This is a genomic window from Streptomyces sp. NPDC107581 (assembly GCF_055657175.1).
The window spans coordinates 258,809-278,576 of the sequence record NZ_JBVKBH010000014.1; the positions used below are offsets into that span (position 1 = coordinate 258,809).

A 19,768-nucleotide genomic window follows, 5' to 3' on the forward strand; every position below is an offset into this window, starting at 1 on the left:
AACGACGGCAACACCCCCGCCTGCATCACCCGGAACAACGAGAGCGCGGCAGTTCGTTGAGCAAGGACTGCCGTGTTGCCTCAGGGCTCGGCGGGCTGCTTTGCTTCACCGCTCAACGACGCACAACAACGACCCCTTGACCGCACTAGCGACAGCCCCCCTGCGCGGGGGTGACGTGGCCGTTCGACTGGAGTTGCACGTGGCCGGGCGCATCGAAGATTACGCACTCATCGGAGACATGCAGACCGCGGCACTGGTCTGCCGGGACGGCACAGTCGACTGGCTGTGCCTGCCCCGCTTCGACTCGCATGCCATCTTCGCCGGCCTGCTGGGCACCGAGGAGCACGGCTTCTGGCGGCTCGGCCCGGCGCACGCGGCCGACTCACCGCCGCCCGCGGCCGCCCGGCGGACCTACCGGGGCGACTCGCTGGTCCTGGAATCGGAGTGGGACACCCCGCGCGGCACCGTGCGGGTGACCGATTTCATGCCCCCGCGTGACGGCGCCCCGCAGCTGATCCGGATCGTGGAGGGCGTCACCGGCCGGGTGCCGATGCGCTCGGCGCTCAGGATGCGGTTCTCCTACGGCCGGGTGGTGCCCTGGGTGCACAAGCACGAGGGCCGTACGGTGGCGGTGGCCGGCCCCGACTCGGTGTGGTTCGACACGGAGGCCGAGACCTACGGCAAGGCGCTGACGACCTACGCCGACTTCACGGTCGCCCCGGGTGACCGGATCGCGTTCACGATCTCGTGGGAGCCCTCGCACAAGCAGCCGCCCGCGCTGCCGGAGCCGGAGCAGTCGCTGCAGGCGACGGAGGACTTCTGGCGGGAGTGGGTCGAGCACTGCACGTACCACGGCCCCTACCGCGAGGCGGTGGTCCGCTCGCTGATCACCCTGAAGGCGCTGACGTACGCCCCCACCGGCGGCATCGTCGCGGCCCCGACCACCTCGCTGCCCGAGGACATCGGCGGCGTCCGCAACTGGGACTACCGCTACACCTGGCTGCGGGACGCGGCGATCACCCTGTCCTCCCTGCTGCGCACCGGTTACCGCGAGGAGGCCCGCGCCTGGCGCGAGTGGCTGCTCCGCGCGGTCGCGGGCGACCCCGAGAACCTGCAGATCATGTACGGGATCGCCGGCGAGCGCGAGCTGGGCGAGGCCGAGCTGGACTGGCTCCCCGGCTACGAGGCCTCCGCCCCGGTCCGGGTGGGCAACGGCGCGGCCCACCAGCTCCAGCTGGACGTGTACGGCGAGGTCACCGAGGCCCTGCACCTGGCGCACATGACGGGCCTGGCCCGCAACGACTACGCCTCCCTGCTCCAGCTGAAGCTGATCCGCTACCTGGAGGACCACTGGCAGGAGCCGGACGAGGGCATCTGGGAGGTGCGCGGCCCGCGCCGGCACTTCGTGCACTCGAAGGTGATGGCCTGGGTGGCGGTCGACCGCACCATCAAGCTGATCGAGTCCGGGGACGCGGACGGCCCGCTGGAGCGCTGGAAGGAACTGCGCGACGACATCCACCGGGACGTGTGCGAGAAGGGCTACGACCAGGAGCGCAACACGTTCACCCAGTCCTACGGCTCCAAGGAGCTGGACGCCTCGCTGCTGCTGATCCCGCAGATGGGCTTCCTGCCCCCGGACGACAAGCGGGTGATCGGCACCATCGAGGCCATCCAGCGCGAGCTGTCCACCACGGACGGGTTCATCCTGCGCTACCCGACCGAGGGCAAGGACGAGGGCGTCGACGGCCTGCCCGGCGACGAGGGCGCCTTCCTGGCCTGCTCGTTCTGGATGGCGGACGACCTGGCGATGATCGGCCGGGTGGACGAGGCCCGCAAGCTGTTCGAGAAGCTCCTCGCGCTGCGCAACGACCTCGGCCTGCTCGCCGAGGAGTGGGACCCGCGCCTGCAGCGCCAGGTCGGCAACTTCCCGCAGGCCTTCAGCCACGTCCCGCTGATCGACACCGCACTGCGGCTGACGGCCTCGGGCGCCTACGGCGGCTGAGGCTGTGGGATCTCACATCCCGTGTCGGAATCTCACGGCCGCTGCCGGATCGCTGTCGGATGCGACACCGGCCGTGAGACCACCCAGGTCAGAGGATCGGCTGCCCGAGCCGCCCAGCGCGGACGGCCGAGCAGACGACACGGACGTGAGACTCCAGCATCCGACGCGTCGTGAGACAGCAGACGAAGCCGCAGGGCATGAGGGCGGCATCCGACACGAGCGACGAGAACCTACAGAGGCACGGGCCGGGTCCCTCCGGCGGATCATGCCGGAAGGCCCCTAGGCTGGAGGCGCTCGGGGGTGTCCCTTCCGGAAGGGGATGCCATGGCCCGGTCCAAGGCGGGCACGGCCCTCGCTGCACTGCGCGAGGATCTGTCCGGCGCCGTGTTCGCCCCCGGGGATCCGGGCTACGACCAGGCCCGGGCCGCCTTCAGCGCGCTGCCCGAGCGGCGGCCGGCCGTGATCGCGCAGTGCGCGGACGAGGCCGACGTGGTCCGGGCCGTGTGCTTCGGCAGGGACCTGGACCTGCGGATCGCGGTGCGCGGCGGCGGGCACGGTCTGGCAGGTGCCCTGGTCGACGGGGCGCTCGTGGTGGACCTGCGCCGGATGCGCCGGGTGACCGTCGACCCGGCGGCCGGGGCCGTCCGTGCCGAGGGCGGCGCCACGGTCGGCGACGTGGACCGGGCCGCCCGGCGCCACGGCCTCACGGCGGGCGGGGCCCGCGCCCCGGGCGTCGGCATCGGCGGCTTCGTACTGGCCGCAGGCATCGGACGGCTGGACCGCGTCATCGGCCTCGCCGTCGACGGCCTCCTCGGCGTGGAGCTGGTGACCGCCGGTGCCGAGCGGGTACGGGCCGGTGCCCGGGAGCACCCGGAACTGTTCTGGGCGCTGCACGGCGGCGGCGGCAATTTCGGTATCGCCACCGCGCTCACCCTGCGGCTGCACCGGCTGCCGGAGATCTCCCCGGTGCTGCTGCTGTGCCCGCCCCGGTGCGGCCCCGCCGTGATCCGTGCCTTCCGCGAGGTCGTCCGGACCGGCCCCGACCGGGTGGGCGGCACCGTGACACAGCTGAGCACCGACCGGCCGGTGTGCGCCGTGCTCCTGACCTGCGCGGGCGGCGAGGCGGAGCTGCGCAGACTGGCCGCACCGCTGCTGGCGCTGCCGCACGAGGCAGAGGTGTGGGGCGCGCAGGCCTGGAGCGCGGATGCGTGGGGTTCGAAGGCGTGGGGCGTGCAAGCGTGGGGCTCGGAGGGGTGGGACGCGCGGGCGGGCGCGGAAGCGCGGCGTCTGCCGGGGGCGCCGTCCGGGCTGAGGGCCCACTGGTCGGCGGAGTGCCTGGCGTCGCTGCCCGATGAGCCGGTGGACGCCTTCTGCACCCGCGCGGAGGACCGTCCCGTCCCGGCCCTGTCACGGCTCAGCCTCTTCCCGCTCGGCGGCGCGGTCGCCGCCGGGCCCGCCGGATACCCGGTGCCGTACCGGGACGCCTCCTGGGTGGTGCACCCCTTCGCCTGCTGGGCCGACCCGGCCGGCGACGAGCGGGCCCTCGCCTGGGTGCGGGACGCCCGGGCCGACGTCCGGCCCTGGAGCACGGGCGCCGTCTGTCTCGGTCTGGTCGGCGACGAAGGCCCCGAGCGGGTGCGTGCGGGCCTGGGCGCCCAGAACCTGCTGCGGCTGGAGAAGGTGAAGCGGGCCTACGACCCCGACAACGTGTTCCGCTTCAACCACAACATCCGGCCCGTGTAGCCGGGGGCGCAGGCTGTCGTCCAGGGGTTTGCGCAGGTAGCGTCCGCTGCATGGACAGCGGTACGGAGAGCAGATTCGCCACTCAGGGCGCCGGGATCACCGTTCAGCGGGCGCTGGAGCTGCCGGGGCTGCGCAGCGGACTCCCGGAGATCGTGGCGGGCGCCGACCGGCTGGGGCGCACCGTGCGCTGGGTGCACGCGGGCGAGGTGCCGAACATCGCCTCGTTGCTCAAGGGCGGTGAGCTGCTGCTGACCACCGGCTACGGACTCGGCACCCGCCCGGCCGAGCAGCGGGCGTTCGTGCGCACGCTCGCCGAACGCGGCATCGCGGCCCTGGTGGTGGAGCTGGGCCCGCGCTTCACCCGGCTGCCGGCCGCGCTGGTGGACACCGCGCGCAGCGCGGGGCTGCCGCTGGTGCAGCTGCACCGTGAGGTGCCGTTCGTGACCGTCACCGAGGAGATCCACACCGAGATCGTCAATGGGCACTACGCGCTGCTCCAGCGGGCCGAGGAGGTGCACCGGCGGTGTACCGAGGCACTGCTGGGCGGGGGCGGGGTGCCGCAGGTGCTGGGCATCCTGGCCGACTTCAGCGCCAACCCGGTGTTCCTGGAGACGGCGGACGGCCGCCTGCTGTACGCCGCCGGTTCCGGACCCGAGGGCGCGGATCCGCTACAGGTGTGGGAGGGGCTGCGCGGTCCGCACAAGGACGCTCCGCCGCCGGCCGGTTCGGTGCTCGTCGACGTGCCCGGCGGCGGCCCCGGCCCCGGCCCCGGGGCCGGGGCCGGGGCCGGGGCCGGGGCCGGGGCCGGGTCGGTGCGGGCCCGGCTGGTGCTGCTGCCGGTGCGTTCGCCGCTGGCCCCGGTGCACCGGATCGCCGCCGAGCGGGCCGCGGGCATCCTGGCCGTGGTGCTGATGCAGGCCCGGCAGGAGGAGGAGCTGGCGGCGCGCGGCCGCGGCGACTTCCTCACCGACCTGGCCGAGGGCCGGATCACGGCGGAGGACGCGCCGGCCCAGGCCCGGGTCCTCGGCTTCAAGCCCGGCAACAGCCCGCTGCTGCCCGTGGTGATGCGCGTCGGGGACTCCCTGTCCCCCGGCGGCAGCTGGGCGGTGCTGGCACGCGCGGTCGCCGAGGAGCTGGCCTCGGTCGGAGTGCCGGTGCTGCTGGGCGTCCGGCCGGTCGAGGGCCGGGTCCCGGTGCTGCTGGGGCTGCGTTCGGAGTCGGAGCGGTCGGCGGTCGCGGACCGGGTGGCGGCGGCGCTGCGGGCGGGCGTCGAGCGGGCCGGGATGCAGCGGCCGGGCGCCCCGCCGCCGGTCGTGGTGGTCGGGGTGGCCGGCGGCTGGGCGGCCGCGTCGGCCGGACTGCGGCACGCGGCGGAGACGGCGGCGGCGGCACAGGGCCTGACCGACCGCCCCTGGTACGACGCCCGCCGCCTGGACATCGACCTCCTTCTGTGGCGGCTGCGCGACCACCCGGACCTGGCGGCCTTCGTGGACCGCGCGATCGGCCCGCTGCGCGATCACGACCACCGTTCCAAGCCGCCGCTGCTGCCCACTCTGGAGACCTATCTGGCGCACGCGGGCCGCAAGGCGGAGACCGCCCGCGAGCTGCATCTCAACCGCCAGACCCTGTACAACCGGCTCGCCCGCATCGGAGAGTTGCTGGGCACCGACCTCGACGACCCGCAGACGGTCCTGGCATTGAGCCTCGCCCTGCGAGCACGCAGACACGTGACCTAGACGAGGAGAGCCCGGGCCGAGGAGCCAAGGCGAAAGACCCGGGTGAAGGGCAAGGCAACGGGCCCGGGCGAAGGGAACGGGCCCGAGCGAAGGGCTTCGAGGCACGGGGCGACCGTCTACGCAAGAGGCGTCGGCTGGGTCAACTCGTCGTAGACGCTGAGGACTTGGGCGACGGTCTCGTCCTCGGTCGGCCAGGTCGCGGCCTGTCGTACGCCCCGCTCGCGCAGCTCCTCGCGCCGCTCCGGATCCGCGAGCAGCCGTACGACGGTGTCCGCGAGCGTCTCCGCGTCGCCGTACGGGACGAGTTCGGCCGCGTCGCCCACCATGTCGGGGATGCCGCCGACGGCGGTCGCGACGAGCGGCACGCGCGCGTACAGGGCTTCCTGGGCGAGCACGGACCGCGACTCCCAGCTGCTGGTCAGCAGCGCCAGATCGGCGGCCGCGAGCAGCTCGGACACGTCCTCGCGCCGTCCGATGAGCCTCACCGGCAGCCCTTCGTCCTCGATCCGCCGCTGCAGTTCGGACCGCAGCGGCCCCTCCCCCGCGACGGCGACCAGCGGTACGGGGTCGAGGTCCCGCCAGGCCCGGGCCGCGTCCAGCAGGACGTCGTAGCCGCGCTGCCGGTCGAGGGAACCGACGGCCAGGAGCAACGGGCGTCCGGTGGCGCCGAGTTCGGCGCGGAGCTTGGGCCGCTGCGGGTCCGGGTCGTCCAGATCGACGGGGCGTCGCCGGCCGGGCAGGGTCACCGCCGCGAGCCGGGCGTCCCGTGCCCCCGTGCGGCGCGCCCGGTCGACCAGGTCGGAGGTGGTGCCGAGGACCACGACGGCCGTCCTCACCACGCGCCGCTCCAGCAGCCCCAGCAGATGCGCCCGCGCGCCCTCCGCACGGGCGCGGTTGTGCCAGGTGACCACGAGCGGGGTGCGGCGCCCGCTGAGCGCGAGCACGGCACGGAAGGAGGCGTGCAGCCCATGGGCGTGCACCAGGTCGGCGTCCGTGCAGGCGGCCCGGAGTGCGGCCACGGAGGCCGGATCGCTGCTGCGCGGGACGTGCACGTGGTCGGCGCCGACCCCGGTGAAGTCGTAGGCGCGGTCGGCCTCGACGGGGGCGCACACCGTGACCCGGACGCCCCGGGCGACGAGCCCCTCGGTCAGGGAGCGAACGTGCGCACTGCTGCCGGCGTTGCCCCCGCCCAGCACCTGCACGGTGCGCAGCGACGACTGGCCGTGCGGTGCGTTGCTGCTCACGGGGCTCACGGGGCCGGGGCTCCTGATTCGGCGCGGGGCGGTCACGGAGAAACGTACAGAAGGTAGCGGGCGGAGGGGACGGACGGACGTGCCGCGCGCCTCCCGCGCGGGCTGTGTTCGACGCGCTGCCCGCACTGTGCTCGACCCGCCACCCACCCAGCGTTCTCCGCCAAGCATGCCAGGACGTACGGCCGTTCCGGGAACTCCGGGGAGGCGCACAGCGCGGCGGGCCGGAGCAGTGCGCCGGAGCACGTCACCCACAAGGGTGAGAAGAAGCCCGGGGAACTCCGCCGAAGTCCGCCGGGCCCGAACGGCCTGTGCACCCGTATCCCGAGGTCGGACGCCCGCAGCGCCCGGCCCCTGACCCTTGCCCGGTCCCCCGCGCACCCGCCCGCCGCGAGCAGGACGGCGCGCGGGCCGTCCCACGCGCCCCTGTCACACAACCACGCCGATGCCCGGCCCCTCCCCGCCCCGGGCACGCAACCACCCCGACACCGAGCCCCGTCCCGAGGCCCGGGGCGCCGCCTAGAGATCGGCCCTGGCCGTCGCCAGGAGCTCCTCCGCGTGTGCGCGCGCCGTCTCCGAGTCCTCCTGGCCGGCGAGCATCCGGGACAGTTCGCGCACCCGCTCCTCGCCCTCCAGCACCTTCACACCGGAGCGGGTGACCGAGCCGTCGTTGGTCTTCTCGACCAGCAGCTGCCGGTCGGCGAAGGCGGCGACCTGCGGAAGGTGGGTGACGACCACGACCTGCGCGGTCCTGGCGAGCTTGGCCAGGCGCCGCCCGATCTCCACCGCGGCCTTGCCGCCGACACCGGCGTCGACCTCGTCGAAGAGGTACGTCGGCACGGGGTCCGTTCCCGCGAACACGACCTCCACGGCCAGCATCACGCGGGACAGCTCACCGCCGGAGGCACCCTTGGCGATGGGCCGCGGCGGGGCGCCCGGGTGCGGGGCGAGCAGCAGCTCGACCTCGTCCACGCCGAAGGACCCGTAGGCGACGGTACGCCCACCGACCTCGACGCCCTCGGGATCCTCGGTCTGCCGGATGTCGAAGGACACGCGCGCGTGGGGCATCGCCAGCGAGGCCAGCTCCGCGGTCACGGCGGCGGCGAACCGCTCGGCGGCCTCCGTGCGCGCGTCCGTCAGTGCCTGTGCCAGCCCGCCCAGTCCGGTGCGCAGTGCGTCCCGCTCGGCGGTCAGCTCGTCGATCCGCTCGTCGTCGCCGTCCAGCTCGGTCAGGCGTGCGGCGCTCTGCTCGGCCCAGGCGAGGACGGCGTCGATGTCGTTGCCGTACTTGCGCGTCAGGCCGTTGAGGGCGGCCCGGCGCTCCTCCACGGCGGCCAGCCGCAGCGGATCGGCGTCCAGGTCGTCGGCGTAGCCGGCCAGCTCGCCGGCCACGTCACCGAGCAGGATCCCGATCTCACCGATCCGGTCGGCGAGGGAGGACAGTGCCGGATCGTGGGAGCGGACGGCCTCCAGAGCCCGGTGTGCGCCCGCGACGAGGGTCGAGGCGTCGATCCCCTCGGGGTCCTCGGGATTGCCCGCGAGAGCCGCGTGTGCGGCGGTGGCGGCGGACGACAGCGCCTCGGCGTGCCCGAGCCGCTCCGCCTCCTCGGCCAGCTCTGCGTCCTCTCCGGCCCTCGGTTCGACGGCGGCGATCTCGTCGAGCCCGTAGCGGAGCATGTCGGCTTCCTGGGCGCGCTCACGGGCGCGCGTGACGATCTCCTCCAGCTCGACGGAGACGGCCCGCAGCCGGCGGTAGGCCTCGGTGTACTTGGCGAGCGGCACGGCGACCGCGTCCCCGGCGTACCGGTCGAGCGCCTGCCGCTGCCGGGACAGCTTCAGCAGTCCCTGCTGGTCGGTCTGCCCGTGCACGGCCACCAGGTCGTCGGCCAGCTCGGCCAGCAGGCCCACGGGCACGCTGCGTCCGCCGAGGTGCGCCCGCGAGCGGCCCTCGGCGGAAACGGTACGGCTGACCAGCAGGACCCCGTCGTCCAGTTCGGCCCCGGCCTCCTCTGCGCGTACGAGGGCGGCGGCGTCGCGGGGGACGGCGATCCGCCCCTCCACGACCGCCTTCTCGGCCCCGATCCGCACGAGTGCCGGGTCCGCCCGCCCACCGAGCAGCAGTCCCAGGCTGGTGACCACCATGGTCTTGCCCGCACCTGTCTCGCCGGTGACGGCGGTGAACCCCGGCGACAGCTCGACGACGGCATCGTCGATGACCCCGAGCGACCGTATCCGCATCTCCTCCAACACGGAACAGACCATACGAGGTCCGGGGCGGCGAGCGCACATGGCCCGCCCTTGTCACTCCGCCGAGTGGTGCGGCGCCCCCCGCCATCCCGTGGTCGGCAGCGCAAACTTCGCCACGAGCCGGTCGGTGAAGGACGAATGGTGCAACCTGGCCAGCCGCACCGGCACGGCCCCCCGCCGCACCTCCACCCGCGCCCCCGGCGGCAGCTCGACGGTCCGCCGTCCGTCGCACCACAGCACACCCGGCGGGATGTGCGGCAGCACCTCCACCGCGAGCACCGAGTCCGGCGACGTCACCAGCGGCTTGGCGAACAGGGCATGCGCGCTGATCGGCACCATCAGCAGTGCCTCCACCTCCGGCCACACCACCGGTCCCCCGGCGGAGAACGCGTACGCCGTGGACCCGGTGGGCGTCGACAGGACGACGCCGTCACATCCGAAGCCCGTCACAGGGCGCCCGTCGATCTCCAGCACGACTTCCAGCAGCTTCTCGGCGCCGGCCTTCTGCACGGCCGCCTCGTTCAGCGCCCAGTCCGTGTGCACGATGTCCCCGTTGCGGTGCACGACGACATCGACGGTCATCCGCTCCTCGACCTCGTAGGACCGCGCCACCACCCGGTCGACCACCCGATCGAGGTCGTCGCGTTCGGCCTCGGCGAGGAATCCGACACGCCCGAGGTTGACGCCGAGCATCGGCACCCCGGAGGCCCGCGCGAACTCGGCGCCGCGCAGCAGCGTGCCGTCGCCGCCGAGCACGATCAGCAGCTCGCAGCCGTCCAGGCACTGCGGTGTCGCCTCCTTGACGAGTTGCACCTCGTCGGGCAACGGCAGGTCGCGCGCCTCCTCCTCCAGCACCCGCACCCCGATGCCGGACCGCAGCAGCCCCTTGACCACCAGCTCCGCGCTGCGGATCGCCGCGGGACGCCCGGTGTGGGCGAGCAGGAAAACAGTACGCGCTCGGTTCTGTGTCAACGCGGCCCCTCCGCCACTGCACGGTCAACGTCTGCCGGGTCCAGTTCGGGGGCGCCGGCCCGCAGCCAGAGAAAGTACTCGACATTGCCCGAGGGACCGGGCAGCGGACTGGCGGTGACTCCCCGCACCCCGAGCCCCAGCTCCCAGGCCTTCTCGGCCACCCCGCGCACGGCCTCCGCCCGCAGCTGCGGACTCCGTACGACACCCCCGCTGCCCAGCCGTTCCTTCCCCACTTCGAACTGCGGCTTGACCATCATCACCAGATCGGCGTCCGGCTTCACGCACCGCTTCAGGGCGGGCAGCACCAGCCCGAGCGGGATGAAGGACAGATCGCCCACGACAAGATCCACAGGTTCCCCATCGATCGCCTCAAGCGTCAACTCGCGTACGTTCGTACGGTCCTTGACGGTGACGCGTTCATCGCTCTGGAGAGACCACGCGAGCTGGCCGTAGCCGACGTCCACGGCGACGACGTGCGCGGCGCCCGCGCGCAGCAGGACATCGGTGAAGCCGCCGGTGGAGGCGCCGGCGTCCAGTGCGCGCCGGCCCTCGACCACGAGCCCCTGCGGCACGAACGCCTCCAGCGCGCCGGCGAGCTTGTGGCCGCCCCGGGAGACGTAGTCGGGATCGCCGCCGTCGGCCTGGACGACGATCGCCGCGGCGGTCTCCACCTGCGTGGCCGGTTTGGTCGCCACGGTCCTGCCGACGGTGACCCGCCCGGCGGCGATCAGCTGGCTGGCGTGCTCGCGCGAGCGCGCGAGCTTCCGGCGGACCAGCTCGGCGTCCAGACGGCGGCGTGCGACTCCTGCCACGTTCGGTTCAGCTCCTGTTCCCGTACGACGTCGGGGGCGCCGGACGTTCCGGGCGGGCGTCGAGCGCGGTGAGCGCGTCGCGCAGCCCCCGGTGTACATCCTCGTACACCTCGACGTGTCCGCCGGTGGCGAGGTGGTCGGTGTCGGCCAGCCGCTCCAGCTGGGCGTCGACGTCGGCGTGACCGGTGGGGGTGCGCGGGACGTCCAGGGGGGCCGGGGCGGCGGGGCAGTACTCGGGATCGGCCGCGGTGACGATCTCGGCCTCGGACACGGACTCGCTCATGCCCAGACGCTACCCCGAACCGCTGGGGTACCGTCGTGCGCGATGGCCACGATCGAGGAGTGCCGCGCAGCACTGGGAAAGCTCTCGGACAACATGCAGGGCGCCGAGGGCGACGTCCGCGCGGCGGCCGCCCTGGACCGCTCGGTGAGCTGTCACATCACCGATCTGAACGTCACCTTCGGCGGCCGGCTGACCGGCGGCCGGATCGAGGTGGACGAGACCCGGCCCGGACCGCCGCGCGAGAAGGCGCAGATCAGACTCGCCATGGCCGGGGACGACCTGGTGGCGCTGGTGGGCGGCGAGTTGAACTTCGCCACCGCCTGGGGCTCGGGCCGGGTGAAGCTGGAGGCGAGCCTGCTGGACCTGTTCCGGCTCAGGAAGCTGCTGTAGCGGCGCCTTCCCGGACGGCGGTGCGTGTCTTCCTGGCCGCCGGCACCACCAGCGGCGTGCCGGTCTCGGGGTCGTCGATGACCTGGCAGCGCAGCCCGAAGACCTCCTCGACCAGCTCGGCCGTCACGATGTCGTTCGGGGCGCCCTCGGCGATCACCCGGCCGGCGCGCAGCGCGATGAGATGGGTGGCGTACCGGGCCGCGTGGTTGAGGTCGTGCAGGACGGCGACCAGAGTGCGGCCCTGGGTCTCGTGCAGTTCCGCGCACAGGTCGAGCACGTCGATCTGGTGCTGGATGTCCAGGTAGGTGGTCGGCTCGTCCAGGAGCAGCAGCGGGGTCTGCTGGGCGAGCGCCATGGCGATCCACACCCGCTGCCGCTGGCCGCCGGACAGTTCGTCCACGTACCGGTCGGCGAGTTCGGCGACGCCCGTCTGCGCCATGGACTCCTGCACGACCCGCTCGTCCTCGGCGGACCACTGCCGCAGGATGCCCTGGTGCGGGTAGCGGCCGCGGCCCACGAGGTCGGCGACGGTGATCCCGTCGGGCGCGACGGACGACTGCGGCAGCAGACCGAGCGTGCGGGCGACCTTCTTCGCGGGCATCGACTGGATGACCTGCCCGTCGAGCAGCACCCGGCCCTGGCTGGGCCTGAGCATCCGGGACAGGGCCCGCAGGAGCGTCGACTTGCCGCACGCGTTCGGCCCGACGATCACCGTGAAGGAGTTGTCGGGGATCTCCACCGACAGCTCTTCGGCGATGACACGCTGGTCGTAGGCGAGGGTGACGTGCTCGGCGGACAGACGGTTCACAGTGCTCCTTCGGGTGTTCTCGATCGCTGAGCCGTTCGCCCGCGGCGTTCCCGAGCCGCTCATATCCGGCCCGCCCTGCGCTCGGTGACCAGCAGCCAGAGCAGATAGCCGCCGCCCAGGACGCCGGTGACCACGCCCACGGGCAGCTGGTCGGCGCCGAAGGCGCGCTGCGAGGCCCAGTCGGCGGCGACCAGCAGGGTGGCGCCCATGCACAGGGAGGGCACCAGGTTCGGCCCGGGCGAGCGGGTCAGGCGCCGGGCCAGCTGCGGGGCGGTGAGCGCCACGAAGCTGACGGGTCCCGCGGCGGCGGTGGCGGCCGCGGTCAGCAGGACGGCGCAGACCATCAGCACCAGCCGTACGCGCTGCACGCGCACCCCGAGGGCGCCCGCGACGTCGTCGCCCATCTCCATCATCCTCAGGCCCCGTGCGTTGACGAGGACCAGCGGGACGAGGACGGCGCACAGCCACAGCAGCGGCCAGACCTGGTCCCAGTCACGGCCGTTGAGGGAGCCGGTCATCCACACCACCGCGCGGGCCGCGTCGACCAGGTCCGCCTTGGTCAGCAGATAGCCGTTGACCGCCGTGACGATCGCGGAGACGCCGATGCCGACGAGGACCAGCCGGTATCCGTGCACGCCCTGCTTCCAGGCGAGGAGATAGATGGCCAGTCCGGTCACCAGGCCGCCGATCAGCGCACCCACGGTGACCTGGGCGGCGCTGCCGGACATCAGCACGATCACGACCAGCGCGCCCGCCGTCGAACCCTGCGAGAGACCCAGGACGTCCGGGCTGCCCAGCGGATTGCGGGAGACGGACTGGAAGAGCGCGCCGCCCAGGCCCAGCGAGGCACCGACCAGCAGGCCGACCAGGACCCGCGGCAGCCGCAGCTCGTTGACGATGAAGTCCTGGTACGCCGTGCCGTTTCCGGCGAGCGTGTCGATGACGTCGGAGGCCGGGATCTTCGCGTCGCCGGTGCCGATCAGCGCCACACCGGCGGCGCACGCGGCGGCCAGCAGCAGGACGACGACGATCAGCGCGCGCACGTCCAGGCGCAGGGAGAGCCCGCCGGGCGTGCGTACGGCACGGCTTCGGGAGAGTGTCTTCACAGCTGGGCCGTCCTCCGCCGTCGTACGAGAAAGATGAAGACCGGGCCGCCGATGATCGCGGTGACGATGCCGACCTGGAGCTCCGAGGGGCGGGCGACGACCCGGCCGACGACGTCCGCGCCGAGCAGCAGCGCCGGCGACAGGACGGTCGCGTACGGCAGGATCCAGCGCAGGTCGGGGCCGGTGAAGGAGCGCACGACGTGCGGGACCATCAGACCGACGAAGACGATCGGACCGCAGGCCGCGGTCGCGGCACCGCACAGCACGGTGGCGGCCAGCATGGCGAGCGCCCGGGTGCGGCCCAAGTGGGCTCCGAGGGCGCGGGCGGTGTCGTCGCCCATCGCCACGGCGTTCAGCGGCCGGGCCAGTGCGAGTGCGAGAACCGTGCCGACCGCGAGGAAGGGAAGCACCTGCACGATGGTCGAGTTCGTGGCCGAGGCCAGTGAACCCACCGTCCAGAAGCGCATCCTGCCCAGCGCCGCGTCGTCCATGATCATCACGGCCTGGAGGTAGCCGTAGAGGGCGGCGCTGATGGCCGTACCGGCGAGTGCCAGCCGCACCGGGGTGGCGCCCCGGCTGCCGCCGAGGAACCAGACCAGCGCGCCGACCGCCGCCGCACCGGCGAAGGCGAACCACACATAGCCGGTCAGGCTGGTGACGCCGAAGTAGGTGATGGCCGTGACGACGGCGGCCGAGGCGCCGGCGTTGATGCCGAGCAGGCCGGGGTCGGCCAGCGGATTGCGGGTGAGCGCCTGGAGCACGGCCCCGGACAGGCCGAGCGCGGCACCGGCCAGCAGACCGAGCACCGTGCGCGCGAGCCGCTCGTCGACGACGACGTCGCCGTAGGTCCCGGTGTCGTGGAACAGGCCGTGCCAGACCTGGTCCGGCGACAACGCTTTCGCCCCGATCGCGATACTCGCCGCGGCGACGAGCACCAGGATCGCGACAGAGAGGAGGAGCCCAAGGGCCCGCACCGCCCGACGGGTTGGGGGCGCGGGGGCGGTCTCCGCGCGTTCTTCCGGAGGACTGTCGACCAACACGAGGTTAGGTTAGCCTACCCTCCCATCCGATCTCGATCCCACCGCGGCAAACGGTCCGCCCCGAGGCGCGGTACCCATGGCCGAAGGCGGCGACGCTCGGAGCCCGGAGCGCCGTGCGTCTGAGCCCGAGCCGGCGCACCTGGAGCTCGGACCGCCGCGCATCGCAACCCGAGCCGCCACACCCGCAACCTGGACCACCGCGCATCGCAACCCGAGCCACCGCACCCGCAACCTGGACCACCGCGCATCGGAACCCGAGCCGCCGCGCCCGGACCGTCGTACCCCGAGCCCGAGCCGCCGTGTGTCGGAGCCTGGACCGCCGCGCCCAGAGTCCGAGCCGCCGTACGCGGAGCCCGGGCCGCCATGACCGGAGCCAGGACCGCCTGCTCAGAGTCCGGAGCGCCGTGCTGGAGCCCCGCTCGCGCTCAGAGGCCGAGCCGCGCCAGTGCCTTGGCTGCGTCCAGGTCGCAGGAACCGTCCCCGGCCGCGGTCCAGGCCGCCGCGCACAGCGCCCGCAGCCCGTCCGGGGCCTCGCCGTCGCCCTCCAGCTCCAGCCGTTCGGCCCCGGCGGTCGCCGTCCAGCCCCCGCAGCGGAAGTCTTCACCCTCCTGGGTGATCTCCGGCTGACCGGTCAGCAGCCCGCGCAGATCGGCATCCACGTACGTCGGCCGGTGCTGCGGCGGCGCGGCGAGCAGCTGGGGGCCGTCCGTGACACCGGTCAGCACCAGCAGCGAGTCGACCTGGCCGTTGAACGCGCCCTCGATGTCCGTGTCCAGCCGGTCCCCGACCACCAATGGCCGCTTCGCGCCCGTGCGCAGGATCGTCTCCCGGTGCATCGGCGGCAGCGGCTTGCCCGCCACCTGCGGCTCCGCACCGGTCGCGATCCGCACGACCTCCACGGCCGCTCCGTTGCCCGGCGCGATGCCCCGTCCGCTGGGAATCGTCAGGTCGGTGTTGGACGCGAACCACGGCACCCCACGCGCCACGGCGTACGACGCCTCGGCGAACCGCCCCCACGTCAGGTCCGGCCCGCCATACCCCTGCACCACTGCCGCCGGATCGTCGTCCGCCGACTCCACCGGGGTCAGGCCCCGCTCGCGCAGCGCCACCCGCAGCCCTTCACCGCCGATCACCAGCACCCGCGCACCGTCCGGCACCTGCTCGCTGATCAGCCGCGCGACCGCCTGCGCCGAGGTGATGACGTCCTCAGGGCCCGTCGGTATGCCCAGCTCCGTCAGGTGCCCCGCCACCACATCCGGCGTCCGCAGAGCGTTGTTGGTGACGTAGGCCAGATGCATCCCGCCCGCACGGGCACGGTCCAGCGAGCCGACGGCATGCGCGATCGCGTTCCCACCCGCGTACACCACTCCGTCCAGGTCCAGCAGCGCCGTGTCGTACGCCTCGCTGAGGGGCTGTCCACTGCCCTCGGGCCTCGTCCTGACGCCCTGGCTCATTTCGCATCGCTCCTCGTTCGACCGTCTTTCCCCCGATCATCCCGCACACCACTGACACACGTACGATGCCGGGATGAACACTGCAGGTCACTCGGAAGCAACGGTGCGCCGAGGCCTGGAACTCACGCCGTTCCGAGGCCTCCGATACGACCCCGACCGGGTCGGCAGCCTCGCCTCCGTCACCTCCCCGCCCTATGACGTCGTCGTACGCCCGGACGGTCTCCACCACCTCCAATCGGCCGATCCGTACAACATCGTCCGGCTGATTCTTCCCCAGGCCGACACGCCGACCGCCCGCAACGAGCAGGCTGCCGACACCCTGCGCCGCTGGCTCGCCGAGGGCGTCATGACCACCGACCCGGAACCTGCCCTGTACGTGTACGAGCAGCGGGACGGCGGCGGACTGCTCCAGCGCGGTGTCATCGGCGCTCTACGCGTGTCAGACCCCGCGGAAGGCGTGGTGCTGCCGCACGAGGACGTCATGCCGCCGGTGGTCGCCGACCGCGCCGCCCTGATGCGTGCCACCCGCGCCAATCTGGAACCCCTGCTGCTGACCTACCACGGCAACGGCACGGCGGCCGGGGTGATCGAGCGCACGGCGGAGCAGCCCCCGCTGCTGGCCACCACCACCGAGGACGGCTTCCACCACAGCCTGTGGTCGGTCACCGATCCCGCCGAGGTGGCCCTCGTCCAGTCCGACCTGGCCCACCACCAGGCCCTCATCGCCGACGGCCACCACCGCTGGGCCACCTACCGGCAGCTGCGCGCGGAGCATCCCTCCCCCAGCCCCTGGGACCACGGCCTGGTCCTCCTGGTCGACACCGCCCGCTACCCCCTGCGCGTGCGCGCCATCCACCGCCTGCTGCACGGCCTGCCGGTCGCCGAGGCGCTGGCCGCCCTGGACGGCCGGTTCCGGGTGCAGCACCTGACGACGGCGCTGCCCAAGGCCCTGGAGGCGCTGGCGGACGCGACCTGTACGGGCAACGCCTTCCTGCTGGCCGGGGACGGCGCCTTCCACCTGATCGACCGGCCGGACCCGGATCTGCTGGCCCGGACGATCCCCGAGGACCGCCCGGCCGCCTGGCGCTCCCTGGACGCCACTGTCCTGCACGCCACGCTCCTCGAGCACGTCTGGCACGTCCCCGAGGACTCCCCCGCCCACATCGCCTACATCCACGACACGGCCGCCACGGTCGCCAAGGCGGAGCGGGACGGCGGCACGGCCGTCCTGATGCACCCGGTCCGCGAGGACGTCGTCCGCGATCTGGCCCGTCAGGGTGTGACGATGCCCCGCAAGTCGACGTCGTTCGGCCCCAAGCCGGCGTCGGGACTGGTGCTGCGGGCACTGGAGCTCTGAGCCCCGGGACCAGACCCGGGCATGCGAAAGGGCGGGATCGCTGGGATCCCGCCCTTTGTCACGTGGTCACCGTCACCCGGTCACCGGCTCACGTCAGTCCTTGTCGTCCTGTGCGTGGTCGCCCGTGGAGCCGGCGCCCCCTTCGCGCTCGCTCTCGTTCCCGGCCTCGACCTCGGCCTCGGCCTCGGCAACGCCATCGACGTCTGCCACGTCATCGACGGCTACGGCGTCTGCCTGGTCCTCGGCAGCTACGGCGTCCACGTCGTCCTCGGCAGCTGCCTCGTCCTCGACCTCTGCCGCATCCTCGACGTGAGCCGCGGTCGTGCCCTCGGTCTCGTCCACGACGTCTGCCGCGTCCTCGGCGTCAGCCGCGGTCGTTCCCTCGGTCTCGTCCAGGGCGTCGACGAAGTCCACGCCGTCCAGCTCGGCGAGCCGGTCGGAGGCGTCCGTGCTGCCGTCCCGGTCCGCCTCGACGGCCTTCGCGAACCACTCACGCGCCTCGCCCTCCCGGCCGACAGCCAGCAGGGCGTCGGCGTAGGCGTAGCGCAGGCGCGCGGTCCACGGCTGGACCGAGTTGGAGGCCAGCTCGGGGCTCTGCAGGGTCACGATGGCGGCGTCCAGCTGCTCCATGTCCCGCCGGGCGCCGGCGGCGACGAGCCGCATCTCGACCTGCCCGGCCTTGTCCAGCTTGTGGACCTCGGGAGCGCCGGCCATGTCCAGCGCCTTCTCCGGGCGCCCGAGTCCGCGCTCGCAGTCGGCCATCACCGGCCACAGCTCCACGCTGCCGCTCATGCGCCGTGCGGCGCGGAACTCGGCGAGGGCCTCGGAGTACTTCTGGCTGGCGTACGCGGCGAAACCGGCGGCCTCGCGCACGGCGGCCACGCGGGACGCCAGGCGCAGGGCCACCCTGGAGTAGCCGTACGCGCCCTCGGGGTCCTCGTCGATGAGCCGGGCGACCATCACCAGGTTCTTGGCGACGTCCTCGGCGAGCGTCTTGGGCAGGCTCTGCAGCTCCTGCCGGACGTCCTTGTCGATCTCGTCGCCGGTGACGTCCTCCGGGATCGGCAGCCGCTTGATGGGCTCCCGGTCCCGGTCACGCTCGTCACGGAAGCGGCCACCGCCGGTACGGCGGTCGTCACGACGGTCGTCCCGGCCGTCACGTCCCCGGAAGCCACCGGGCCGACCACCGCGGTCGTCATGGCGGGGCCCACGGCCACCTCGGTCGTCCCGGCCCCGGAATCCGCCGCGCTCACCACGGCTGTCGTCCCGCCGGAAACCTCCACGGTCCTCACCCCGACGGTCGTCGCGCCGGTCGTCACGGCGGTCGTCGCGCCGGAACGCGGGACGGTCGCCACCGCGGTCATCACGGCGGTCGTCACGACGGTCGTCGCGGCGGAACGCGGGGCGGTCGCCCCCACGGTCGTCACGGCGAAAGCCGCCGCGGTTGTCGTCACGCCGGAAGGCGGGACGGTCGCCACCGCGGTCGTCGCGGCGGTCATCACGACGGTCGTCGCGCCGGAAGGCGGGGCGGTCGCCACGGTCGTCCCGACGCGGCCCACGGTCGCGGTCGTCACGCTGGAACGCCGGACGGGAACCACGGTCACCATCACGCCGGTCGTCCCGACGGAAGCCCCCACGGTCACCACGATCGCCATAGCCCCCACGGTCACCACGATCGCCGTAACCACCACCACGGCGATCATCACGACGCTCGCCGCCACGGTCATCACGCCGGTCATCACGACGGAAACCACCACGGTCACCGCCGCGGTCATCACGACGGTCGCCGCCGCGGTCATCACGACGGTCGTCACGGCGGAAACCGCCGCGGTTGTCGTCACGCCGGAAGGCGGGACGGTCGCCACCGCGGTCGTCGCGGCGGTCATCACGACGGTCGTCGCGCCGGAAGGCGGGGCGGTCGCCACGGTCGTCCCGACGCGGCCCACGGTCGCGGTCGTCACGCTGGAACGCCGGACGGGAACCACGGTCACCATCACGCCGGTCGTCCCGACGGAAGCCCTCACGGTCACCACGATCGCCGTAACCACCACCACGGCGATCATCACGACGCTCGCCGCCGCGGTCATCACGCCGGTCATCACGACGGAAACCCCCGCGGTCGCCACCGCGGTCATCACGACGGTCACCGCCGCGGTCATCACGACGGTCACCGCCGCGGTCATCACGACGGTCGTCACGGCGGAAACCGCCACGGTTGTCGTCACGCCGGCCATAACCGCCCCGGTCGTTGCGGTCGTTGCGGTCGTTGTCGCGACGGAAGCCGCCACGGTCACCGCGGTAGCCGCCGCGATCGCCGCGGTCACCACTGTCCCGTCGCCGCTGGTCGCGCTCCGGACGGTCCTCGGGCGAGTTGGTGGACATGGGTGACTCCTGTCTTCGGTACCGCAAGCATTGTAAAAACAAAAGGACCCCTGGTCCCAGCTGAACGCTGGGACCAGGGGTCCTCCAAAGATTGTTCGGCGGCGTCCTACTCTCCCACAGGGTCCCCCCTGCAGTACCATCGGCGCTGTGAGGCTTAGCTTCCGGGTTCGGAATGTAACCGGGCGT

The 19,768-nt window shown here is 73.2% G+C and carries 16 protein-coding genes and 1 rRNA gene; 6 read left to right on the forward strand and 11 right to left on the reverse strand.

The window, feature by feature from the left end:
• Positions 1 to 199: 199 nt before the first annotated feature.
• The 3 genes from ACZ7P3_RS31590 to ACZ7P3_RS31600 all read left to right on the forward strand — a co-directional run bounded on the left by ACZ7P3_RS31590 (position 200) and on the right by ACZ7P3_RS31600 (position 5,481).
• The gene (locus tag ACZ7P3_RS31590) at positions 200 to 2,002 is read left to right on the forward strand and encodes a glycoside hydrolase family 15 protein (RefSeq protein WP_472086875.1); all 1,803 of its coding nucleotides are present in this window, start codon (positions 200 to 202) and stop codon (positions 2,000 to 2,002) included.
• Positions 2,003 to 2,326: 324 nt separating this feature from the next.
• On the forward strand, positions 2,327 to 3,745 hold the full coding sequence (locus tag ACZ7P3_RS31595; RefSeq protein ID WP_472086842.1) for an FAD-binding oxidoreductase: 1,419 nt from the start codon (positions 2,327 to 2,329) through the stop codon (positions 3,743 to 3,745).
• 50 nt (positions 3,746 to 3,795) lie between these two features.
• Positions 3,796 to 5,481, forward strand: coding sequence for a PucR family transcriptional regulator (locus ACZ7P3_RS31600; protein ID WP_472086844.1), 1,686 nt, complete (start codon positions 3,796 to 3,798; stop codon positions 5,479 to 5,481).
• 116 nt (positions 5,482 to 5,597) lie between these two features.
• Here ACZ7P3_RS31600 and ACZ7P3_RS31605 read toward each other — a convergent pair whose 3' ends face one another.
• From ACZ7P3_RS31605 to ACZ7P3_RS31625, 5 genes are all read right to left on the reverse strand, one after another.
• The gene (locus ACZ7P3_RS31605) at positions 5,598 to 6,734 is read right to left on the reverse strand and encodes a glycosyltransferase family 4 protein (RefSeq protein ID WP_472086845.1); all 1,137 of its coding nucleotides are present in this window, start codon (positions 6,732 to 6,734) and stop codon (positions 5,598 to 5,600) included.
• A gap of 516 nt (positions 6,735 to 7,250) precedes the next feature.
• Positions 7,251 to 8,993: a DNA repair protein RecN gene (gene recN, locus ACZ7P3_RS31610; RefSeq protein WP_472086847.1), complete on the reverse strand. Its 1,743-nt coding sequence runs from the start codon at positions 8,991 to 8,993 to the stop codon at positions 7,251 to 7,253.
• A 39-nt stretch (positions 8,994 to 9,032) separates the two neighbouring features.
• Complete coding sequence (locus tag ACZ7P3_RS31615; RefSeq protein WP_472086849.1) at positions 9,033 to 9,950, reverse strand: NAD kinase; 918 nt, start codon at positions 9,948 to 9,950, stop codon at positions 9,033 to 9,035.
• The gene (locus ACZ7P3_RS31620) at positions 9,947 to 10,762 is read right to left on the reverse strand and encodes a TlyA family RNA methyltransferase (RefSeq protein ID WP_472086851.1); all 816 of its coding nucleotides are present in this window, start codon (positions 10,760 to 10,762) and stop codon (positions 9,947 to 9,949) included. The genes ACZ7P3_RS31615 and ACZ7P3_RS31620 overlap by 4 nt, the downstream gene beginning before the upstream one ends.
• Before the next feature lie 7 nt (positions 10,763 to 10,769).
• Complete coding sequence (locus ACZ7P3_RS31625) at positions 10,770 to 11,045, reverse strand: hypothetical protein (protein WP_472086853.1); 276 nt, start codon at positions 11,043 to 11,045, stop codon at positions 10,770 to 10,772.
• A gap of 42 nt (positions 11,046 to 11,087) precedes the next feature.
• Here ACZ7P3_RS31625 and ACZ7P3_RS31630 point away from each other — a divergent pair, with 42 nt between their 5' ends.
• Entirely contained in the window at positions 11,088 to 11,435 is a 348-nt protein-coding gene (locus tag ACZ7P3_RS31630; protein WP_472086854.1) for an SCP2 sterol-binding domain-containing protein, read from the forward strand.
• Here the strand turns inward: ACZ7P3_RS31630 and ACZ7P3_RS31635 are convergent.
• The 4 genes from ACZ7P3_RS31635 to ACZ7P3_RS31650 form a co-directional block, all read right to left on the reverse strand.
• Positions 11,419 to 12,306, reverse strand: coding sequence for an ABC transporter ATP-binding protein (locus ACZ7P3_RS31635; protein ID WP_472086856.1), 888 nt, complete (start codon positions 12,304 to 12,306; stop codon positions 11,419 to 11,421). The two genes, ACZ7P3_RS31630 and ACZ7P3_RS31635, sit on opposite strands and share 17 nt — an antisense overlap.
• Entirely contained in the window at positions 12,303 to 13,349 is a 1,047-nt protein-coding gene (locus ACZ7P3_RS31640; RefSeq protein ID WP_472086858.1) for a FecCD family ABC transporter permease, read from the reverse strand. Before ACZ7P3_RS31640 ends, ACZ7P3_RS31635 begins: the two co-directional genes overlap by 4 nt.
• On the reverse strand, positions 13,346 to 14,389 hold the full coding sequence (locus ACZ7P3_RS31645; protein ID WP_472086860.1) for a FecCD family ABC transporter permease: 1,044 nt from the start codon (positions 14,387 to 14,389) through the stop codon (positions 13,346 to 13,348). The genes ACZ7P3_RS31640 and ACZ7P3_RS31645 overlap by 4 nt, the downstream gene beginning before the upstream one ends.
• A 425-nt stretch (positions 14,390 to 14,814) precedes the next feature.
• Complete coding sequence (locus ACZ7P3_RS31650; protein ID WP_472086862.1) at positions 14,815 to 15,843, reverse strand: HAD hydrolase-like protein; 1,029 nt, start codon at positions 15,841 to 15,843, stop codon at positions 14,815 to 14,817.
• Between the two features lie 73 nt (positions 15,844 to 15,916).
• Between ACZ7P3_RS31650 and ACZ7P3_RS31655 the strand changes: the two genes are divergently transcribed.
• On the forward strand, positions 15,917 to 17,200 hold the full coding sequence (locus ACZ7P3_RS31655; RefSeq protein WP_472086864.1) for a DUF1015 domain-containing protein: 1,284 nt from the start codon (positions 15,917 to 15,919) through the stop codon (positions 17,198 to 17,200).
• A gap of 93 nt (positions 17,201 to 17,293) precedes the next feature.
• Here ACZ7P3_RS31655 and ACZ7P3_RS31660 read toward each other — a convergent pair whose 3' ends face one another.
• A complete protein-coding gene (locus tag ACZ7P3_RS31660; RefSeq protein ID WP_472086877.1) occupies positions 17,294 to 18,268 on the reverse strand; it encodes a tetratricopeptide repeat protein in 975 nt (324 codons plus the stop codon).
• 129 nt (positions 18,269 to 18,397) lie between these two features.
• On the opposite strand from ACZ7P3_RS31660, the gene ACZ7P3_RS31665 reads away from it, so the two are divergent.
• Positions 18,398 to 19,588, forward strand: coding sequence for a hypothetical protein (locus tag ACZ7P3_RS31665; RefSeq protein ID WP_472086878.1), 1,191 nt, complete (start codon positions 18,398 to 18,400; stop codon positions 19,586 to 19,588).
• A gap of 87 nt (positions 19,589 to 19,675) precedes the next feature.
• Here the strand turns inward: ACZ7P3_RS31665 and rrf are convergent.
• Positions 19,676 to 19,768 (reverse strand): 5S ribosomal RNA (rrf, locus tag ACZ7P3_RS31670); the annotation flags it as partial.